At 74.4% G+C, this 18,481-nt stretch carries 22 protein-coding genes; 15 read left to right on the plus strand and 7 right to left on the minus strand.

Features of this window, described 5'->3' with window-relative positions:
- Nucleotides 1-145 precede the first annotated feature (145 nt).
- The 10 genes from C593_RS0122265 (at nt 146) to C593_RS0122310 (ending at nt 7,678) form a co-directional block, all read left to right on the plus strand.
- Entirely contained in the window at nt 146-526 is a 381-nt protein-coding gene (locus tag C593_RS0122265; RefSeq protein ID WP_018849532.1) for a gas vesicle protein GvpO, read from the plus strand.
- 30 nt (nt 527-556) lie between these two features.
- Nucleotides 557-1,108: a gas vesicle structural protein GvpA gene (locus C593_RS0122270; protein WP_018849533.1), complete on the plus strand. Its 552-nt coding sequence runs from the start codon at nt 557-559 to the stop codon at nt 1,106-1,108.
- Between the two features lie 13 nt (nt 1,109-1,121).
- Complete coding sequence (locus tag C593_RS0122275) at nt 1,122-1,835, plus strand: GvpL/GvpF family gas vesicle protein (RefSeq protein ID WP_018849534.1); 714 nt, start codon at nt 1,122-1,124, stop codon at nt 1,833-1,835.
- A 121-nt stretch (nt 1,836-1,956) separates the two neighbouring features.
- On the plus strand, nt 1,957-2,235 hold the full coding sequence (locus C593_RS30200; protein WP_018849535.1) for a gas vesicle protein GvpG: 279 nt from the start codon (nt 1,957-1,959) through the stop codon (nt 2,233-2,235).
- A gap of 21 nt (nt 2,236-2,256) precedes the next feature.
- A complete protein-coding gene (locus C593_RS0122285; protein WP_018849536.1) occupies nt 2,257-2,703 on the plus strand; it encodes a gas vesicle protein in 447 nt (148 codons plus the stop codon).
- Entirely contained in the window at nt 2,693-3,604 is a 912-nt protein-coding gene (locus C593_RS30205) for a GvpL/GvpF family gas vesicle protein (RefSeq protein WP_018849537.1), read from the plus strand. The genes C593_RS0122285 and C593_RS30205 overlap by 11 nt, the downstream gene beginning before the upstream one ends.
- Nucleotides 3,601-3,864 (plus strand): gas vesicle protein, encoded by a 264-nt coding sequence (locus C593_RS0122295; RefSeq protein ID WP_018849538.1) that lies wholly within the window; start codon nt 3,601-3,603, stop codon nt 3,862-3,864. The genes C593_RS30205 and C593_RS0122295 overlap by 4 nt, the downstream gene beginning before the upstream one ends.
- On the plus strand, nt 3,861-4,286 hold the full coding sequence (locus tag C593_RS0122300; protein ID WP_018849539.1) for a gas vesicle protein K: 426 nt from the start codon (nt 3,861-3,863) through the stop codon (nt 4,284-4,286). Before C593_RS0122295 ends, C593_RS0122300 begins: the two co-directional genes overlap by 4 nt.
- A 369-nt stretch (nt 4,287-4,655) precedes the next feature.
- Complete coding sequence (locus C593_RS0122305) at nt 4,656-5,828, plus strand: aromatic acid exporter family protein (RefSeq protein ID WP_018849540.1); 1,173 nt, start codon at nt 4,656-4,658, stop codon at nt 5,826-5,828.
- A gap of 227 nt (nt 5,829-6,055) precedes the next feature.
- Nucleotides 6,056-7,678 carry an FAD-dependent oxidoreductase gene (locus C593_RS0122310; protein ID WP_018849541.1) on the plus strand — a complete coding sequence of 541 codons (1,623 nt, stop codon included), beginning with the start codon at nt 6,056-6,058 and terminating at the stop codon, nt 7,676-7,678.
- 25 nt (nt 7,679-7,703) lie between these two features.
- Here the strand turns inward: C593_RS0122310 and C593_RS0122315 are convergent, their stop codons facing one another.
- The 3 genes from C593_RS0122315 to C593_RS0122325 all read right to left on the minus strand — a co-directional run bounded on the left by C593_RS0122315 (nt 7,704) and on the right by C593_RS0122325 (nt 10,299).
- Nucleotides 7,704-8,735 carry a helix-turn-helix domain-containing protein gene (locus C593_RS0122315; RefSeq protein WP_018849542.1) on the minus strand — a complete coding sequence of 344 codons (1,032 nt, stop codon included), beginning with the start codon at nt 8,733-8,735 and terminating at the stop codon, nt 7,704-7,706.
- 159 nt (nt 8,736-8,894) lie between these two features.
- The gene (locus tag C593_RS31065; RefSeq protein ID WP_018849543.1) at nt 8,895-9,230 is read right to left on the minus strand and encodes a hypothetical protein; all 336 of its coding nucleotides are present in this window, start codon (nt 9,228-9,230) and stop codon (nt 8,895-8,897) included.
- Nucleotides 9,231-9,489: 259 nt separating this feature from the next.
- A complete protein-coding gene (locus C593_RS0122325; RefSeq protein WP_018849544.1) occupies nt 9,490-10,299 on the minus strand; it encodes an RNA polymerase sigma factor SigF in 810 nt (269 codons plus the stop codon).
- Between the two features lie 1,142 nt (nt 10,300-11,441).
- Here C593_RS0122325 and C593_RS30215 point away from each other — a divergent pair.
- A complete protein-coding gene (locus C593_RS30215) occupies nt 11,442-11,879 on the plus strand; it encodes a hypothetical protein (protein ID WP_037746732.1) in 438 nt (145 codons plus the stop codon).
- On the plus strand, nt 11,869-12,525 hold the full coding sequence (locus tag C593_RS0122335; RefSeq protein ID WP_018849546.1) for a hypothetical protein: 657 nt from the start codon (nt 11,869-11,871) through the stop codon (nt 12,523-12,525). The genes C593_RS30215 and C593_RS0122335 overlap by 11 nt, the downstream gene beginning before the upstream one ends.
- Nucleotides 12,526-12,601: 76 nt before the next feature.
- On the opposite strand, the gene C593_RS0122340 is transcribed toward C593_RS0122335, so the two are convergent.
- Nucleotides 12,602-13,603 carry a glutathione S-transferase C-terminal domain-containing protein gene (locus C593_RS0122340; protein ID WP_018849547.1) on the minus strand — a complete coding sequence of 334 codons (1,002 nt, stop codon included), beginning with the start codon at nt 13,601-13,603 and terminating at the stop codon, nt 12,602-12,604.
- A gap of 200 nt (nt 13,604-13,803) precedes the next feature.
- Nucleotides 13,804-14,628, minus strand: coding sequence for a siderophore-interacting protein (locus C593_RS0122345; protein ID WP_026277967.1), 825 nt, complete (start codon nt 14,626-14,628; stop codon nt 13,804-13,806).
- A gap of 131 nt (nt 14,629-14,759) precedes the next feature.
- On the opposite strand from C593_RS0122345, the gene C593_RS0122350 reads away from it, so the two are divergent.
- Both C593_RS0122350 and C593_RS0122355 read left to right on the plus strand, forming a co-directional pair.
- Nucleotides 14,760-15,323 (plus strand): dihydrofolate reductase family protein, encoded by a 564-nt coding sequence (locus C593_RS0122350; RefSeq protein ID WP_018849549.1) that lies wholly within the window; start codon nt 14,760-14,762, stop codon nt 15,321-15,323.
- Between the two features lie 180 nt (nt 15,324-15,503).
- Nucleotides 15,504-16,019, plus strand: a complete 516-nt coding sequence (locus C593_RS0122355) for a DUF2867 domain-containing protein (protein ID WP_018849550.1) — start codon at nt 15,504-15,506, stop codon at nt 16,017-16,019.
- A gap of 193 nt (nt 16,020-16,212) precedes the next feature.
- Here the strand turns inward: C593_RS0122355 and C593_RS0122360 are convergent, their stop codons facing one another.
- Both C593_RS0122360 and C593_RS0122365 read right to left on the minus strand, forming a co-directional pair.
- Nucleotides 16,213-16,758: an AAA family ATPase gene (locus C593_RS0122360; RefSeq protein WP_018849551.1), complete on the minus strand. Its 546-nt coding sequence runs from the start codon at nt 16,756-16,758 to the stop codon at nt 16,213-16,215.
- Between the two features lie 37 nt (nt 16,759-16,795).
- Entirely contained in the window at nt 16,796-17,572 is a 777-nt protein-coding gene (locus tag C593_RS0122365) for a helix-turn-helix domain-containing protein (protein WP_018849552.1), read from the minus strand.
- A gap of 226 nt (nt 17,573-17,798) precedes the next feature.
- Here C593_RS0122365 and C593_RS0122370 point away from each other — a divergent pair, with 226 nt between their 5' ends.
- Nucleotides 17,799-18,461: a DUF4097 family beta strand repeat-containing protein gene (locus tag C593_RS0122370; protein WP_018849553.1), complete on the plus strand. Its 663-nt coding sequence runs from the start codon at nt 17,799-17,801 to the stop codon at nt 18,459-18,461.
- Nucleotides 18,462-18,481: the final 20 nt, after the last annotated feature.

Here is an 18,481-nt window from a genome sequence, read left to right on the forward strand (position 1 = left end):
CCACTTAGCACCCTGCCCTACCGCGAAGGATTCATCCACATATGATTCTATTGTCTGTTTCACTCGCGGGCGGGTACCCGGGACCGCGTGCCCGGACCACGGGACCACCAGGAACGACCACCGAGGACGACCACCGAGGACGACCATGGCCACCGATCGCCGTTCCGGCAGCGAACGCAAGCCGGCCGGGAAAGCCGGAAGAACCGGGCGGGCCGGGGCCGCCGGACAGGCCGGCAGGACCGACAAGGCCCGGGCCGCCGGGAAGAACACGGACGCGGCGCAGGCGATGCGCTCCGCCGCAGGCAGCCTCCAGGAGCTGCTGGGCCGGGCCCCCGAGTCGGTGTCCGCCCTCCGGCGCACGGACGACGGCTGGGAGGCGGACGTGGAGGTCCTGGAACTGGAACGCGTCCCCGAGACGACGAGCGTCCTCGGCAGTTACCACGTCACGCTCGACCGGGACGGCGAACTCGTCGGCTACGAAAGGACCCGGCGGTACACACGGGGACAGATCGACCGGCGCGACTGACCGTTCGCCCGGACTTGAAGGGAGGCACCCATGACCGTGGTGCCGCAGAGCGGCAGCGCACCCCAGGAGCGCGGCAGCCTGTACGACGTCATCGAACTCATCCTGGACCGCGGGCTCGTGATCGACGTGTTCGTCCGGGTCTCCCTGGTGGGCATCGAGATCCTCAAGATCGACGCCCGGATCGTCGTGGCCAGCGTCGACACCTACCTCCGCTTCGCCGAGGCGTGCAACCGCCTCGACCTGGAGTCCGGGAACAAGGCCCCCGCCCAGCTCACCGACATCGTCGGCGACACCGTGGAGGGCGGCGCCAAGGGCAAGTCCAAGGGGGCGCTCTCCGGCGCCGTGGAAGCGGTCACCGACGCCCTCCCCGGCGGGTCCCGCTCCTCGTCCGACGACGAGGACGAGTACGAAGCCGAGTACGCAGCCGAGGACGAGTACGAAGCCGAGGACGAGGGCGCCGAGGACGACGCGCAGGACCGGGCCGCCGAGGAGGAGCCGGAGCCCGAGCCCGCCGAACGCCCGCGCCGCGCGGCCCGCAAGCCCGCCCGCCGGGCACGCACCACGTCCCGGCAGAGGGAGTGAGAGGGAGCAGCAGATGACCGTGTACGTGTACTCCGTCGTCGACGGACAGCACCCGGCGCAGATCGACGGGCTCACCGGTGTCGGGGACCCGCCCGGGGCCCTGCGGCTGGTCCGCGGCAGCGGGCTCGCCGCCGTGGTCAGCGACGCGCCGGACGGCCTGCGCCCCAAGCGGCGCGACCTCCAGGCCCATCAGGGGGTGCAGAACGGGCTGATGGCCGACGGGCCGGTGCTGCCCCTCCGTTTCGGGCTCGTCGCCCCCGACGACGAGGCGGTCCGCGAGGCACTCGCCGAGCGGGCCGCGCAGTACACCGAGCGTCTGTCCTCCGTGACCGGCTGTGCCGAGTACAACCTGAAGGTGCGGCAGGAGGAGGAGCCGATGCTCCGCCAGGTGCTGGAGTCGTCCTCGGAGGCACGTGAGTTGAACCGGGAGATCCGTGCGGGCAGCGCGGGGCCCGACGCGCCGCTGCGCCTCGGCGAGATGGTCGCGGTGGAGGTGCGGGCCCGGCAGGAGGCGCTGGCCTCCGGGGTCGTGGAGGCGCTGCGCCCGTACTCGCGGGAGCTGCACATGGCGAAGACCTCGGGCGACGACTTCCTCAACGTGTCCCTGCTGGTGCCGGACGATCAGGAGGAGATGTTCCTGACCACGGAGTTGAGCGTGGCCAACCAGATGGGCGAGGACTTCGAGTTCCGGCTCAACGGCCCGCTGCCGCCCTACAGCTTCGTCTGAGATCCGAGGAGGTTCGTCCGCGGTCCGAGGACCCGGCCAAGCAGTCCGAGGAGGCTCGTCCGCAGTCCGAGGACCCGATCGAAGGGTCCGAGGACCCGACCGAACTGAGGAGGACCCCGCGATGGGACTGCTCACCCAGCTCGTCACCCTGCCGCTCGCCCCGGTCCGGGGGGTGGTGTGGGTGGCCGAACAGGTCCAGGAGGCCGCCGAGTCCGAGTACTACGACCCGGCGCCCGTGCACGCCGCCCTCGCCGAGCTGGAACGCAGGCTGCTCGCCGGGGAGATCGACGAGGAGACCTTCGACCGCGAGGAGGACGAACTCCTCGACCGGCTGGAGGCCCTGCAGGCGCACCGGACGGGACCCGAGGGACCCCCGCCGGGCGCCGGACAGGGCTCCTGAGCCCGGAAGGCTGATGCCGCCGTGACCGAACCGACTCCCGCAGCACCCGGCCCCGCCTCCGGGGGCCTCGGCACCTATCCCGGCCGGGCGGCGCCCCCGTACGCGCAGGGCTCCTCCGCCAACCTCGCCGACATCCTGGAACGGGTGCTCGACAAGGGCATCGTGATCGCCGGGGACATCCGGATCGACCTGCTGGACATCGAACTGCTCACCATCAGACTGCGGCTGCTGGTCGCCTCGGTCGACAAGGCCAAGGAGATGGGCATCGACTGGTGGGAGCACGACCCCTCCCTCTCCTCCCGGGCCCGTCCGCCCCGTGACCTGCCCCGCGACGAGCGCGCCCGGCGCTCCCTCGCGGAGGAGAACGAACGGCTGCGCGCCGAGATCGACGCGCTGCGCAGCGGCGAGGAGTCCCCGCGGGCGGTCACGGAGCGGCGGAGCCGGCGGGAGCGCCGCGATGACGGCTGAGCAGACCGGGGCGACCGAGCGGACCGGGGCGACCGAGCGGACCGCGCCGGGGGAACCGGCCGGGCGGCGGGTCGCCTACGCCTACGCCGTGGCGCGGTCGGCGGGCGGCCTGGCCGAGGCGGTGTCACCGCTCGCCGGGGTGGCCGGGGCGCCCGTCTCGCTGATCGGCGACGACTCCGCACCCGGCCTGGTGCTCGCCGTGAGCGCCGTGCCGGCCGCGGACTTCGACGAGGAGGCGCTGAAGCGGCAGCTGGAGGATCTGGACCGGCTGACGGCCATCGCCCGCGCCCACCACGCCGTCGTCGACGCGCTCGCGGCCCGGACCACCGTGCTGCCCCTGCGGCTGGCCACCGTGTACCTGGACGCGGCGGGGGCACGCCGGGTCCTGCGCGAGCACGGCACGGAACTCGCGGCGGCTCTGGACCGGCTGACGGGCCGCGCCGAATGGGGCGTGAAGGTCTACGCCGTGGCGCCCGCCCCCGGGGCGGTGCCGGACCCGGCGGCGGAGACGCCCGGCGCGCCCGGCCGCTCCTATCTGCGGCAGCGGCGCGCCCAGGAGGGCGCCCGCACGGCCGTGCGGCGGAACGCGGCGACCACCGCGTCCCAGGTGCAGACGGAGGCGTCCCGGTACGCCGTGGCCCGGGCCCGGCACCGGCCGCAGAGCGGGTCGCTGGCCGGGACCACCGACGAGAACGTGCTCAACGACGCGTATCTGGTGCCCGGGGCGTACGGCGGGGCTTTCCGGGAGGCGGTAGGCCGGGCGGCCGAGGGCCTGGACGGCGTCCGGGTGGAGGTCACCGGCCCGTGGGCGCCGTACTCGTTCACGGGCGGGGTGCCCGTGGGGGACGACGAGGGCCGTGAGGACGGCTCCGGCGGGGGCGCGCAGGAGGGGCGGCCGTGACCGACGAGCTGCCCGTCACCGCCTCCCCCGCTCCCGCCCCCACGGCGGCGGACCCGCTGCCCGAGCGGCAGGTGGCGCTGATCGACCTCCTGGACCGGCTGCTCACGGGCGGGGCCGTCATCACCGGGGACGTGGTGCTCTCCGTCGCCGACATCGACCTCGTCCGCGTGTCCCTGCGCGCCCTGGTCGTGTCCGTCACCCCGTCGACCCCGTCGCCGTGGGCCCCGGCCGACCCCGACGACTACGGCGGGACCCCGTGACCCCGGCCCCGCGCCCCGGCGCCCGAACGCCGGCGGGCGACCCGGCCGCCCGGCGCGAGGAGGTCGCCCGGGCCACGGCGCGCGCCCTGCGGCTGCTCCCGGCCACTCCCCGTGACCTCACCGCACCGCCGGGCGACCGCGCGCCGGCCCGCCGGATCACCGCGGACCCCGACACCGTCGAGCGGGACCTGATGCGCCTGGTCCTCACCCTCGTCGAACTCCTCCGCCAGCTGATGGAACGCCAGGCCCTGCACCGCGTCGACCAGGGCGACCTCACGGAGGAGCAGGAGGAACGCCTCGGGCTGTCGCTGATGCTGCTGCACGACCGGATGCGCGGCCTGTGCGAGGAGCACGGCCTCACCCTGGAGGACCTCAACCTCGATCTGGGCCCTCTCGGCCCTCTGTTGCCGCCTCCCGAGTGAGCCGCACGGTCCGCAGCCGCGGGACCCGGGCGTCCGACGGGTGCGTCCCCGCCGCGCCCCAAGGCGCGGACGGACCGGAACGGGCCCGGTCGGCCGCTCGCCCGGCAGGGCCGCGGGGACGCCTGGCGGGGCCGGGGATCGGCTCCGCCGCGACGCGGCCCCGCCGCCCACTCCACCGGACGTCTCCGTGCGGGGCGCAGGAGGCGTCCCGGGGCGGGCGGACCTGCCCCGGGCGCAGCCGGCCGGGTTCCGGTGCCCCCGGGGGACCGGCGAGGGGGTCCGGAGCGGTGGAATCCGCCGGTGCGGGCACCCGCCTGCCATGAGCATTCACCCCTTCCCCGCACGCCCCCGATCCTCCCGGGGTCTCCCATGACCCGGCACCTCCGGATGTGGCCGCGCAGCGCAGCCTGGGAGGCCGAGGCGGTCGCCACCTCGGTGCGGCGCGCGGTCGCCGTGCCGGGCCGGGAACGCGACACCGCCGTGCAGGCCCTCAAGGCTGCGGGCGCGGCCGTCCTCGCCTGGGCCGTGGCGGGCTGGTGGTGGCAGGCGCCGATGGCGCTGATGGCCCCGTGGACGGCCGTCGCCCTGGTCCAGGGCACGGTCTACCGGTCGGTCCGCACCGGCGCGCAGCAGCTCGTCCTCATCACCGCGGGCACCCTGCTCGCCGCCGGAGCGGCCGTGCTCACGGGCAACCAGATGGCGGCGATGGCCCTCGCCCTCCCGCCCGCGGCTCTGCTGGGCACCTACACACGCTTCGGCGACCAGGCGGTCTACGCGCCCGCGACGGTCGTGTTCGTGCTGACCTACGGCTCGTACTCCGGCGCCGACATCCTGCACCGGCTCGCCGAGGCCGGTGTGGGCGCGGTCATCGGCATCGCCGTCAACGCCCTCCTGCTCCCGCCCGTGCATCTGCGGGACGTGCAGCAGTCACTGGCCGGGCTGGGACGGGACTGCGCGCAGCTGCTCCGGGAGATGGCCGACGACATCGAGAAGGGGTACGACAGCGAGGACGCGGCGCGCTGGCAGAACCGGGCCGACCGGCTCACCGCCTCCCTCCAGTCCCTGCACAACGCCCGCCTGTGGAACCGGGAGAGCTACCGCTTCAACCCCGGCCGGCGCATGCGCAGAAACGTGGGGCCGCCGCCCCCGCTGGAGCACGACACCTACTGGGAACGCTTCACCAGCCGGCTGACCGGCCTGGTCGGGCTGCTGGCCGACCAGGCGGGCGAGGACCGCCGGCTGGCCGCCGCGCCGGACGCGGCCCTGTCCTGTCTGGCGGAGCTGCTGCGCGCCGTCGCCACGGTCTGCGAGACGGACCGCGACCGGCGTCTGCACCCGCCAGGCCCCGGGGAGGACTCGGACGACGAGGAAAGGGCCGCGGCGGGCGCCCGGGCCCGGTCGGCGCTGGACGGCCTCAAGCGCGTCATGACGGCCGAGGGCTCCGAGCAGTGGCTCGCCGTCGGTGCGCTGGTCGCGGAGGCGCAGCGTCTGATCCGCCTCGCGGCTCCGGACGGGGCGGTGGCCGCGCGGGAGTCGTCGTGACGGCCCCCGCGCCGGGCACCCGGCGGCCGAGGCGGTGGCGGGGCCGGGAGCCCGGCGGTCGGGCCGGGCGCGGCACCGGGCGCCCGGCAGCCGAGGCGGTGGCGGGGCGGGTGCCCGTCGGCCGGGGCAGGCGCCGGGCCGGGAGCCCGGTTCACCCGGGCCCGGTGGGGTACCCGGGGCGGCGTCCGGCCGCGGTGGCCGGTACGGCCCACTCAGCGGGAGGACCCATGACCCCGACCGGCTCCCCGGCCGAATCCCTCTGGAACGAGTACGACCCCGGCCCCGGGCACCCGCCGCTGCGAGGTCCCCTCTCGGCGGACCTCGTTGTCGTCGGCGGCGGCATGGCGGGCATCTGCACCGCCTTCGAAGCCTGCCGCGCGGGCCGTGAGGTCGTGCTCGTCGAGGCGGACCGGCTGGCGCGCGGGGTGACGGGCCGGACGACGGCCAAGGTCTCCGCCCTCCAGGGCACGGCCTACCGGCGCATCGGCCGCGTCCACGGCGAGGAGACGGCCCGCCGGTACGCGGCCTCGCAGGCCGCGGCCGTGGAGCGGGTGGCGCGGCTGGCCGGGGAGCTTCACATCGACTGCGACCTGGAACGCGCCCCCGCCTACACCTATGCCACCGACCCCGCGCACGCGGAGGGCATCCGCCGGGAGGCGGACGCGGCGGCCGCCGCCGGGCTGCCCGTCGACCTGCTGACGGAGCCGGGGGACGTACCGCTGCCGTTTCCCGTCGCGGCGGCCGTGCGCCTGGACGCCCAGGTCCAGTTCCACCCGCGGAAGTTCCTGCTGGGCCTGGTGCGCGAACTGCTCCGGAGCGGCGGGACCGTGCTGGAGGGCACCCGCGTCACCGGCCTCACCGAGGGGCGGCCCTGCCGGCTGGAGACGAGCACGGGCCACGCGATCGAGGCGGCGGACGTGGTCGTCGCCACCCACTACCCGGTCTTCGACCGGGCCCTGCTCTTCCCCCGCCTCGACCAGCTCCGGGAGGTCGTCCTCGCCGCCCCCCTGCCGCCGGACGCCCGCCTCGGGGAGGGCATGTTCCTCACCGAGGAGGAGGGGACCCGATCCCTGCGGACCGTCCCGCACGGGACGCTCGGGCGCGTGGTCGTGGCCACCGGCGAGAAGTTCCGGCCCGGCGACCCCGGTGACCCGGGCGCGGGACCCCGGCTGGACCGGCTCACCGCCTGGGCGCGCCGGCACCTGGGCGACCTCGTGGTCAGCCACCGGTGGGCGACCCAGGACGTGTTCTCCTCGGACCACCTCCCGCACATCGGCCGGCTGCACCCCGGGGCGCGGCACACCTGGGTGGCGACCGGGTTCGGCGGCTGGGGGCTGAGCGGGGGCGTCGCCGCGGGGGCGCTGCTCGCAGACCGCCTCACGGGGCGCTCCTCCCCCTACACCGGGGTGTTCGACCCGCTGCGGCTGCGTCCGCTCGCCGAGGCCCCGGCGGTGCTGCGCTCGGGGCTGCGGACGGCCCGCAACCTGACCGGGGCCGGACACCGGCCGCGTACGGCGGAGGACCTGGCGCCGGGCCAGGGCGCCGTGCTCCACGACGGCAGCGGCCCGGTGGCGGCACATCGCGACGCCGAGGGCCGACTGCACCGCCTGTCGGCGCGGTGCACCCATCTGGGCTGCCTGGTCGCCTTCGACGAGGCCGAACAGGCGTGGTCCTGCCCGTGCCACGGGTCCCGGTTCGCCACGGACGGCGCGGTGCTGGAGGGCCCGGCGGTCCGGCCCCTGCCGTCCCGGGACGAGGGCCCGGCACCCGGGGAGCCCCCGGGCAGCGCGGACGGGCGTACCGGGGCGGCCGACGCCAACGGCCCGTCCGCACCGGACTGCGCGCGCTGAACCGCCGAGCCGTGCGGGGCTCGCGTCAGCGTGTGCCGTGTGCACCGGCCGGCCGCCCCGGCCCGCCGCTCCCATCGGATGCGGACCCGGACCCGGTGTCGGCGGGGGCGTCGGGGCGGACGCGGAGGGTCGCCGACGGCGGCACGCCGTAGGCGCTGCGGTACGCCGCGGCGAAGCGGCCCTGGTGGGCGAAGCCCCACTTCAGTGCGATCGCGGTGACGCCCGGGCCGCCCGGGGCGGCTGCCTTGAGGTCGGCGTGCGCATGGGCGAGCCGGACCCGGCGGACGTACCCCAGGGGCGTGGTGCCGGCGTGGCGCTGGAAGGCGTACTGGACGGCGCGCGGGGTGACCGACGCGGCGGCGGCGATGTCCGCGAGGCCGATGTCGCGGTGTGCGTGGTCCTCGATGAACGCCATGGCGCGGCGCAGGGTCTCCGTCGAGGCGTCCCGGCTGTCCACCCGGTGGTCGTCGGCGGCCGTCGCGGTGTTGGGCAGAGCGCTCAGGGTGACGGCCGCGAGATGGCGCACGGCGGACGCGACGACCAGTCCGCCCGCGTCCGGCTCGCTCAGCACGTGGTCGCGCAGGAAGGCAACGGTGGTGCCCAGTCGCCGGTTGGCCGCCGCGTCGACCGCCCGGCTGCCGGTGATCCGCACCGGGTCCTGCTGACGCGCGCCGGTGGACGCGACCTCCGTGAGCAGGGCGGGGTCGAACATGGTGACGGTGTAACGGGCGCCGCGGACCTCTCCGGAGTAGGGCTCGTCGGGCTGGGTGATCAGGAAGGTCTCCCCGGGCCCGTAGACCTCTTCGCCGTCCGCGGTGGCGCTGGCCAGGGAGCCCGAGTGGACGGTGACGAGGGTGAGCCTGTTCAGCACACCCGCGTCGTATCTCATCGTGTAGCCCAGGGCCAGCTTGTCGATGCTCACCGCCTCCGCGGCGGTGCGCAGCACCCGGGCACGGGTGTCGTGCGGACGGCCGCCGATCTTCATGGGGGTGTAGGCACGCGACAGGAACGCCTCGGTGGCTTCCAGACTCTCGCTGTCGAAATGGAGCGTCTCCATGGCCCTGCCCTCCTGCCGTTCGTCGTCGCTGGTCCGTAAAGCCGCCTCTGCCCCGGCGGGACGACACTACGCAGCGTGGCCCCGACACCTGGACTCTCGACAACCACTTAAACGGACATATGACGACAAAGCGCCGCCCGGCGAGCCGTGAGTTCCGTCTCAGCCGGTCGGACCGCCGGTGGGGGTTCCGCCGGTCGGACCGCCGGTACGGGTGCCGGTGCCGGGTGCGCCGCGGCGCGGCCGGTCCAGGCGGGCGACGACAGGAGTGGCGCTCATCCCGTGGAGGACGACGGAGGCGAGGACCGTCCACGCCGTCACCGCCCACGGCTCGTCCACCCGGGGACGCAGCGGCTCGTGCTCCGGGGCGTACGCCAGGGAGAACGGCGGTCCGGTGCCGCGGACGCCGGAGAAGGCGACGGCACCCCGTCCGCGGGGACCGCTCGCGCTCCCGAGTGGTGCCACCCCTGCGGTGACGGGCCGCACGACCAGCAGCACGGCGAGACCCGGCAGGGCGGCCCGCCAGGTCGGACCGCCCAGGCCGGCGACGGCGGGACAGCCGCCGGGGAGGAAGTGCAGGGCTCCCTGAGCACACGTTCGATCTGCTCGGTGAACCCGTGCGGCACCTCGTGGCAGCCGTGGCCGCGCTCGGCGGAGCGGAGGGCGCAGGCGGCGACGAAGACCGCGAGGAAGCGAGGACGCCAGCGACCAGCAGGGCGACGGCGGGCAGGCGGCCCGGCGACGGACCGGCCCGCGCTCAGTCGGTGTGGAGCAGGCTGTCGCGCAACCCCGCCAGCGTCCGCGCGAGCAGCCGGGAGATGTGCATCTGCGAGACGCCGAGCCGCTCGCCGATCTGCGCCTGGGTCAGTTCCTCGACGAATCGCAGATGGAGGATGCGGCGGTCCCGCTCCTCCAGCCCGGCGATCAGGGGCGCCAGGGCGTGCAGGTCCTCCACCCGTTCCAGGGCCGCGTCGTCGGCGCCGATGTAGTCCGCGAGAACCGCCTCCCCGTCGCGGCTGCCGCCGATCGTGGCGTCCAGGGAGGCCGAGTTGTAGCCGTTGGAGGCGACCCGCGCCTCGACGACCTCCGCCTCCGGCAGGCACATCAGGGCCGCCAGTTCCGGGACGGTCGGCTGCCGGCCCAGCCGGCCGCGCAGCTCCTCCGTCGCGCGGGCGAGCTGGATCCGGGCCTCCTGGAGCCGCCGGGGGACGTGCACGGCCCAGGACGTGTCGCGGAAGAAGCGCTTGATCTCACCGACGATGTACGGGATCGCGAAGGAGGTGAACTCGACCTCGCGGGAGCCGTCGAAGCGGTCGATGGCCTTGATCAGTCCGATCATGCCGACCTGGACCATGTCCTCCATCTCCTCCGGTCCGCGGCTGCGGAAGCGGCCGGCGGCGAAGCGGACGAGCGACATGTTCATCTCGACCAGGGTGTTGCGCACGTACTGGTGGTCGGCCGTGCCCTCCTCCAGTGCCTCCATGCGCGCGAAGAACGCCTTGGACAACTGCCGGGCGTCCTTGGGCGCGACCTCGGAGGGGACGGCGACCTCCGGGAGCTCCGCCATGGCAGGGCCTGCCTCCATGGATGTGCCTGCCGCCCGGGTGGTCGGGTGCGCCATGAGCTTTCCTTTCGCCGTCCGGAGACCGATAAGCGGCCGCCTGTGCGGCCGACAGGAGCGCACCTGCCCGAACGGGTGCCCCGCATGTACGCCGGTCGGCCTACGGCCCCAAAGCGAACCCCGGGCGCGCCGGGGTGTTTCGTGCGGCGGCCTTCGCGGAGCCGCCCGGCGGTCCCCGGTGCCCGGGAGTGCACCGGAGTCTGCCCTCGGGCACCTTCCCCCGCGCCACCGGTGCGCGCGACACTCCGCGCGAGGCCCTCCCTCACCGCCTCGCCGATGGAACGCCAGCCGAAGGACGAGCATGCGCAAGCAGGAACAGGCAGACCCCGCCGCGGACCGGCCCGACCGCGCCCGCCCCCGCCGGTCGCCCGCCGGCCCCGCCTCCCCGGTGTCCGCCTCCGCCGCAGCGTCCGGACAGCTGCCCCCGGCCTCCGTGGGGGCGCTGCAACGCAGCGTCGGCAACGCTGCGGTGGCCCGGCTGCTGTCCGGCACCCGCCGCGCCCCGGCCGGCGGCGGCGAGGCCCCCGTCGTCCAGCGCTATGTGGATCGACCCCGGCGCGGAGAACTACCCGAGCAAGCACCGGCGCGCGTCGGTCGTGTCGACCAGGAGCGCCGAGAGCGACGACCAGTTCTTCCCCAGCCAGCAGGAGGCGAACGGCAGCTACTTCGCGGACGCGGACACGCGCACCCCGAACCTCGTCTACAACGGCAGCGTCCGGCTGCGCCTCTCGGACGCCCTCGATCTGGCGGTCGAGCAGGGAACGGGCGAGTTCAAGGTCTTCTTCGCCACCGACCGGCACATCCAGGCGGCCAACAGGGCACTCGCCGGGCGGGTCCGGCTGCACAAAGGCTCACGCTTCCTGCACGTCCGGGGCGAGTCGGGGAAACGGCGGCTTCATCGGCGCGATCCTCTCCCTCACCCTGGAGGGCTGAGCACACGGCCGCGCCCCGCCGCACGGGCACGGGCACGGGCACGGGTACGGGAGAACCGTCTGGCCCGCCCCGCGCGTCCTGCTCTACGGTTTCTCCGGTGCCGGCGGCGCCTTTCCGCCACGCACGTACGACGGGACGGACGACGGGGAGGGAACGTGGAACCACCCAGGACCGCGCTGGCCGAACGCATCGCCCGGCAGCGGGCCGGGACCGGTGACCCGCGGGCGCTGGTCGGCGAGATGCGGCGCTCGGTCCTCCTGGTCCCCACGGCGGACGGCGGCCTGTGGAGCGCCCGCTCGGGGGGTGTGCGGTGGATCTGCGGGTTCACCGACGAGACCGCCCTCGCCCGGTTCGCCCTCCACCACGGCCCCGGCGACCGGCCGATGGACTACGCGGCGCTGCTCGGGGCGCGGATCGTCGACGAGATCGTGCCGTCGCTGAACGAGCCCGCCGGGCTGGCGGTCGACATCGCCACCGAGGACGGGTCGATGTTCTTCCCGCCGGTCGCGGGCATCGTCCCGGACGCCGTCGCCCTGGACGTGGACCACGCAGGCGGCCCGGGCCCGGACGGGGGCGGCGGCCGTGGGCGGTGACGGGGCGGACCTCAACTTCGACAAGGCCTCCGTCGCAAGGTTCACCAAGGGCGTCGGCGCGACCATCGACCAGCTCGGTGACCTCGGCGGGGCCACCGGGGCGAAGATGGGCAAGGGGTTCTCGTCACTGTCGATGACCGGGATGGAGGCCGGGCACCACGGCCTCTCCGTCGACTTCGAGGACTTCTGCGAACGCTGGGAGTGGGGCGTGCGCGCCCTGGTGAACGACGCCAGCGCGATCGCCGACCGCCTCGGCCTGGCGGCGGGCACCCAGTGGGAGCACGACCAGTACGTCCAGGGCGCGCTGAAGGTGGGGGTCAACTCGGTGGCGGGCGGCAACCCGCACGCCTCGGAGGAGGACATCACCCGGCAGAACTGGGGCGACATCCTCACCCCCGACTACCTCGACCCGGACTGGAGCGCCGAGTCCTTCGAGCGGGCCGGCCAGGAGATGGAGCAGACCTGGAAGGACACCGGCCGCACGGTCCTCACCGAGGGCCGGGGCGGTGCGCAGTCGGAGCTGCTCAACGACGCGCTCGGCATCACCGACGACCAGTGGAACCGCGCCCTGGACGACACCTTCGGCCCCTCCCCGGAGGAACGCGCCCGGCAGGCCCCGCAGCAGAGCGACCCCGGGGGCGGCTGACCGCCGGGGCGACGCCGGGCCGCCGTCAACTACCCTGCATGCGGCGGGGATCCAGATCCAGACGATTCGGCCTGGTTCAGCCCGCCACCGCGCCGCCCGGGGGCGGGACCCGCTCGGGGGCGGGCGGCGGACCGGGCGGGGTGCCGTCGCCGAAGGGCCGTCCGCCGAGGGCCTCTCGGCCGTGCGGGGTGAGCCAGCCGGCCGTGTCGGGGCCGGCGGGGACGATGCCGGTCGGGTTGATGGTGCGGTGGACGCCGTAGTAGTGCGCCTTGATCTGCTCGAAGTCGATGGTGTCGCCGAAGCCGGGCGTCTGGAACAGGTCGCGCGCGTACGCCCAGAGCGCGGGCAGCTCGGTCAGCTTCTGGCGGTTGCACTTGAAGTGGCCGTGGTAGACCGCGTCGAAGCGGACCAGGGTGGGGAAGAGCCGCACATCTGCCTCGGTGATGGTGTCCCCGACCAGGTAGCGCTGCCGCCCGAGCCGTTCCTCCAGCAGGTCCAGCCGCGCCCAGAGCCGCCGGTACGCCCTGTCGTACGCCTCCTGCGAAGTGACGAACCCGCATTTGTAGACGCCGTTGTTGACGTCCCGGAACACCTGCTCGGCGACCTCGTCGATCTCCGCGCGCCGCTTCTCCGGGTAGAGGTCGGGTGCCCCCGCCCGGTGGTGGGCCGCCCACTCGCTCTCCAGGTCGAGGGTGATCCGCGCGAAGTCGTTGGTCACCACCTGCCCGCTGGGGATGTCGACGAGCGCGGGCACGGTGATGCCCCGCTCATAGCCGGGATCGCGCGCGAAGAACGCCTCCTGGAGGCGGGTGATGCCGAGGACCGGGTCCTTGCCGCCGGGGTCGAGGTGGAAGGACCAGCTGCGTTCGTCGTGCAGCGGCCCGGCGATGCCCATCGACAGCACGTCCTCCAGCCCCATCAGCCGCCGGACGATCACGGCCCGGTTCGCCCATGGGCAGGCCCGCGCGACCACCAGCCGGTAACGGCCCGGCTCCACCGGCCAGCCGTCCCGGCCGTCCTCGGTGATCCGGGTCGTGAGGTAGTTCTGGTCGCGTGTGAACTCCCCGTCTCCTGCCATTCCGCCATGCTACTGCGAAGGGCCCGGGCGGTCCTGGGAGTGCGTCGCGTCCCGCCGTATCCCGCCCCTCTCCGGGAGCGGGACCCCGGCCCGGGCGGACGGCGGGACGGGACCCTGCCCGGGCGGATGCCGGCCGGAACCGGGCCCGGGGGCGATGGGAACCGGCCCGGGGCGGCCGGAACCGGGCCCGGGCGGCCGCTTCAGGCCGCGTGGCTCGTGGGCTCGTGCTTCCAGAAGCCGGAGAAGGTGATGCGGTCCTTCGGCAGACCCAGCCGGTGCAGGTGCCTGCGCCCCTCGGTCGCGAGGGCCGACTCACCGACGACGAAGGCGTAGCCCGCCGGGTCGACGCAGGTGTGGCGCAGGAGTTCGGCGAGCGCGGCGGTACCGGGGACGGACCGGCTGTCGCGGCGGACGACCCAGGTGACCGCCACCCCGTCCGGCGCCTCGGTCTCCCGGCGGTCGCCCGCGGTGGGCACCTCCTGGATGACGCGTCCGACGGTGTCGCGCGGCAGGGAGCGCAGGATGCCCGCGGTGGCCGGCAGCCCGGTCTCGTCGGCCACGACCAGGACCTCGGTGGCGTCCTCCGGGCGGTCGAAGAGGAGGCCCTGGTCCAGCACGGCGAGCGCGGCGCCCGGGCGGGCGGAGCACGCCCAGAGCGCGGCCCGCCCCTCCCACTCGCCCGTCGGGCCGCGGTGCAGGACGAAGTCGATGTCCATCTCCGCCGCGCGGGCCCGGAAGCCGGCCACGGTGTAGTTGGCGCAGTGGGGCCGCTCGTGCTCGGGGATGGCCAGATAGGGCCCCCACCACCGGGTCCCGGTGAACACCGGCAGCCGCAGACCGCCGCGCTGGTGGGGGAGTTGCAGGAACAGCCGGAACCAGTGGTCGTAGCCCAGCCACGGGAACTCGCCGAGCTCCGGGCCGGTGACCGTGACGCGCTGGATGGACGGGGACACCCGCGCGGAACGCACGACCTCGGCCCGGAACATCCTGGGGTGCTCCGGTGTGAGCCGGTGGATCTTCGCCATGAGGCAAGGTTAGCCTTACCGAACCCAGCCAACGCGGCCGGGGCGGACGACACGGCCCGGAACCGGCGCCCGGGGGGCGGGCCGGGCGGACGGCGGCCGTAGTCTCGGACCTCTCTCCGAGGAGGTTTCCGATGCGCAGCGTGACCTATTCGATGGGTGTCTCCCTGGACGGCTACATCGTCGGGCCGGACGGCGGCTTCGACTGGACGGAACCCGATGAGGAGGTCTTCCGCTTCTGGATCGAGGACATCCGGCAGGTCGGCGTCCATCTGCTGGGACGGCGGCTGTACGAGACGATGCTCTACTGGGAGACCGCCGACCGGGAGCCCTCGCCCGACGAGGACACACGCGAGTGGACCGCCCTGTGGAAGGCGCTCCCCAAGGTGGTGTTCTCCACCACCCTGTCGTCGGTGGAGGGCAACGCCCGCCTCGCCTCCGGCAGTCCGGCCGAGGAGATCGAGCGGCTGCGCGCCGAGCCGGGCGACGGCGAGATCGCGATCGGCGGCGCGAGGCTCGCCGCCGAGATCGCCGCGGCGGGCCTGATCGACGAGTACCGGGCCATGGTCCATCCGGTACTGGTCGGCGGCGGTGTTCCGTTCTTTCCCCGGGACGAGCGCCGGGTGGATCTCGAACTCGCGCAGACCCGGACCTTCGGCTCGGGCGTGGCTCTTCTCCGCTACCGCGTGCGGCGCTGAACGGCAGCCTGACGGCCGCTGAACGGCCCAGGAGCGAAGCCCCTGAACGCCGCTCCGCCGCCGCCCTCGCGCCCGCGGCCCCCAACGGCCGCGCCCAGGCACGGTCTCAGCACGCCCCGCGCACGCAGGGGCTACGCTCACTCCAGCTTCCGTACCGACGCCGACGAACGGAGACCGTCCGTGCCTCCCGCCACCCCGGAACCGGCCGGTGACGCCCGGTCACGCGTGCAGAGCGTGGTCGGCGTGCGCCGGGTGCCCGAACTGCTGCGGGCCTCAAGCGCGTTGCCTTCCGTCCACTACGCCGATGTCTTCACCCTGACGACCGGCGCGGACCCCGGCACCACGCCCGAGGGGTGGGCGCGGGCCATGTTCGGTGACGTGCCCGGGCGGGGTGAGCGGTTCATCTGGCGCGGTCTGCTGGGGCTGCGGCTCGCCCCCGGCCGGTCCTCCGAGACGGTGGCCGGCTGGCGGGTCGCCCAGCGTGAGCCGGACCGTGTCCGGCTGGAGGCCGCGTCCTGGTTCCTGGCCTGCGAACTCCTCGTCCACCGCGGCGAGGGGCAGGTGTCGCTGGGCACGTTCCTGCACTACCGGAGACGCCTGGGCCGTACGGTGTGGACGCCGCTGTCCGCCGTCCACCGGCGGCTGGCGCCGGGCCTGTTGGGGGACGCGGAGGCGCGCGTCCTCGCGACCCCCTGAGAGCGCCCGGCACGGACTCGTACCGGGCACCGCCCGCAACCCCACCGGCCGAGCACCCCGCCCGCGCCGGGCGGACGCCCGGCGTGGGCAGGAGCCCGGCAACCCGACGCCGCCCGATTCATGAGCCGAAGCGCGGAGTTGTCGCCGGCGAGACGGTCGACGTGTCACCCGCACGCCTCCGGCAGCCCTTCGGTCACCGGGAGACGGTGGCCGTCCATCCGGTGGCAGCCACCACCTCCCGGGCGATGTCGGCGACGAGCCGCCCGTCCGTCGCTACGCGCACGGTGTCCTCGGGAGCCCGCTGGTCCAGGAGCCGCGCCTTGCGGATGCTTCCTTCCAGCTCATGTTCCAGCTCCGAGCCGAGTTCCCGGCCCACCAGCCGCTCGCGGGCGGTGGCGTCGGAGGCGGTGAGCAGGACTCGGGTGATCCCAACTCCCCTCCCCATGGCTCGCTCGAACATGCCTGCCGCCTCCGGCAGCACACTCACGGTGTTCGTGTAGACGAGGCGCCGGTATCCGCGCCGGGCGTAGTTCGCCCACACGGCGGTCAGGTTGCTCTCGGTGATCTCCGTGCGGCGCGGGTCTCCCTCCGGTGCGGGATGTACCTGCCCCATGAAGTCACCGTCGATGATCGCGTGAGCGACGGCCGCGGAGCGCAGCAGCACCGAGACCTCCCAGCCCACCGTCGTCTTGCCGACACCGGCTCGTCCTCCGACGAGCAGTACTTCCGCGTGATCCATGCGGGCAGCCTGCCAGCGGACGGCTTTCCCCGTCGACTCAGGGCCCGGACACCTCCTGGTCGCGCTCCGCCGCAGGCCCGGCGGCACCGGCCGGGGACGCCGCATCGGCCTTGCTGGAGAGGATGTCGCGGGCCTGGTGGACGGCGCGGGTCAGGCTCTCGCCGACGAAGTCGAGGAAACGGGCGACGTTCTCCAGGCGGACGGCGGCGGGAGTGCCGGGGCCGAGGACGCCGACCCCCTGGCGGGCGATCTCGACCTGCTGGACGAGGGCCCGGATGCTGGACTCCATCGACTGGTACCAGAGGTCGTCGTCGATGACGTAGCGCTCGCGGCGGCCGTCCTCGCGCTTCCGGCTGACGAGGGACTGGCTCTCCAGGAAGGTGATCGACTTGGAGATCGTCGCCGGGCTGACCTGGAGATGCCGGGCGAGTTCGGCGGCGGTCATGCTCCCGGCGTCGGTCAGCAGGAGGGCGACCATCACCCGCGCCATCATCCTGGGCAGACCGGACTGCATCATGACCGTGACGAACTGCTCCTCGTACTCCCGGACGGCGCCGGCGTCACGGCCATGGGGCTGGGCAGTCCGTTCCGGTGTCCGGGAGGCCGCCTGCCCGCGCCGCCGGGAGCGCTGTTCCGTGGCCCGGTGGGCCAGGTCCGCGCGGTACCCGGCGGGGCCGCCGTTGCGCATCACCTCGCGTGTGATGGTCGAGGTGGGACGTTCGAGCCCCCTGGCGATCTCGGCGTACGCGAGACCGTCGGCCAGTCCCAGCGCGATCTGCCTGCGGTCCCGTTGCGTGAGCCTGCCTCCTGGCACCGTCGCCTCCTCCGTGTGCGTCCGCGACGGGCAGCAGAATAGCGTTCGCCATCACCCCATTGCAACGGAGACCCTTTCGGTCGTTGCATTATGGGCAGCATTATCGCAACGATTAACCACACTTGAGCTGCGCATACATGTTTCTGACGCAACAAGCTCATTGCCAGACCAGTGAACGCAACATAGCTTTTCCTACATCGGAAACAACAACCACCGGGAGGACCCGATGCAGACCTTCGCCACCCCCGCCCCGATCTCCGCCGTCCTGTCCATCCCCGCCGGGCGTGTTCAGCTCATCGCCGCCGACCGGGCCGACACCGTCGTCGAGGTCCACCCCGCCGACGCCTCGAAGAGCCGCGACGTCACCGCCGCCGAGCGGACCTCGGTCGCCTGCGCCGACGGGTCCCTGCGGATCGAGGTCCCGGTCAGGAACAAGTACCTCGGCGCCTCCGGGGCCGTCGAGGTGACGGTCCGGCTGCCCGCCGGCTCCCACGTGGAGGCGACGGCCGAGGCCACCGAGGTCCGGGGCGTCGGCCGACTCGGTGACGTCGCCTTCGACGGCGCCTGCGGGCGGATCAAGTTCGACGAGGCCGCGAGCGTCCGGCTCACCGCGATCGACGGTGACGTGGAGGTCGGCCGGCTGGGCGGCCCCGCCGAGATCAGCACCCTGCGAGGCGCCATCCGGATCACCGAGGCCCTGCGCGGCGACGTCTTCCTCCGCACCCAGGCCGGCGACATCACGGTCGGCGCCGCCGCCGGGGTCTCCGCCTCCCTGGACGCCGGGACGACCCTCGGCCGCGTCAGCAACAGCCTCCGGAACGACGGCACCACCGGGCTCAGCATCCACGCGACCGCCGTCCAGGGCGACATCACCGCCCGCAGCCTCTGACCCGCGGTCACCACGGCCCG

Source organism: Streptomyces sp. CNT372 (assembly GCF_000377145.1).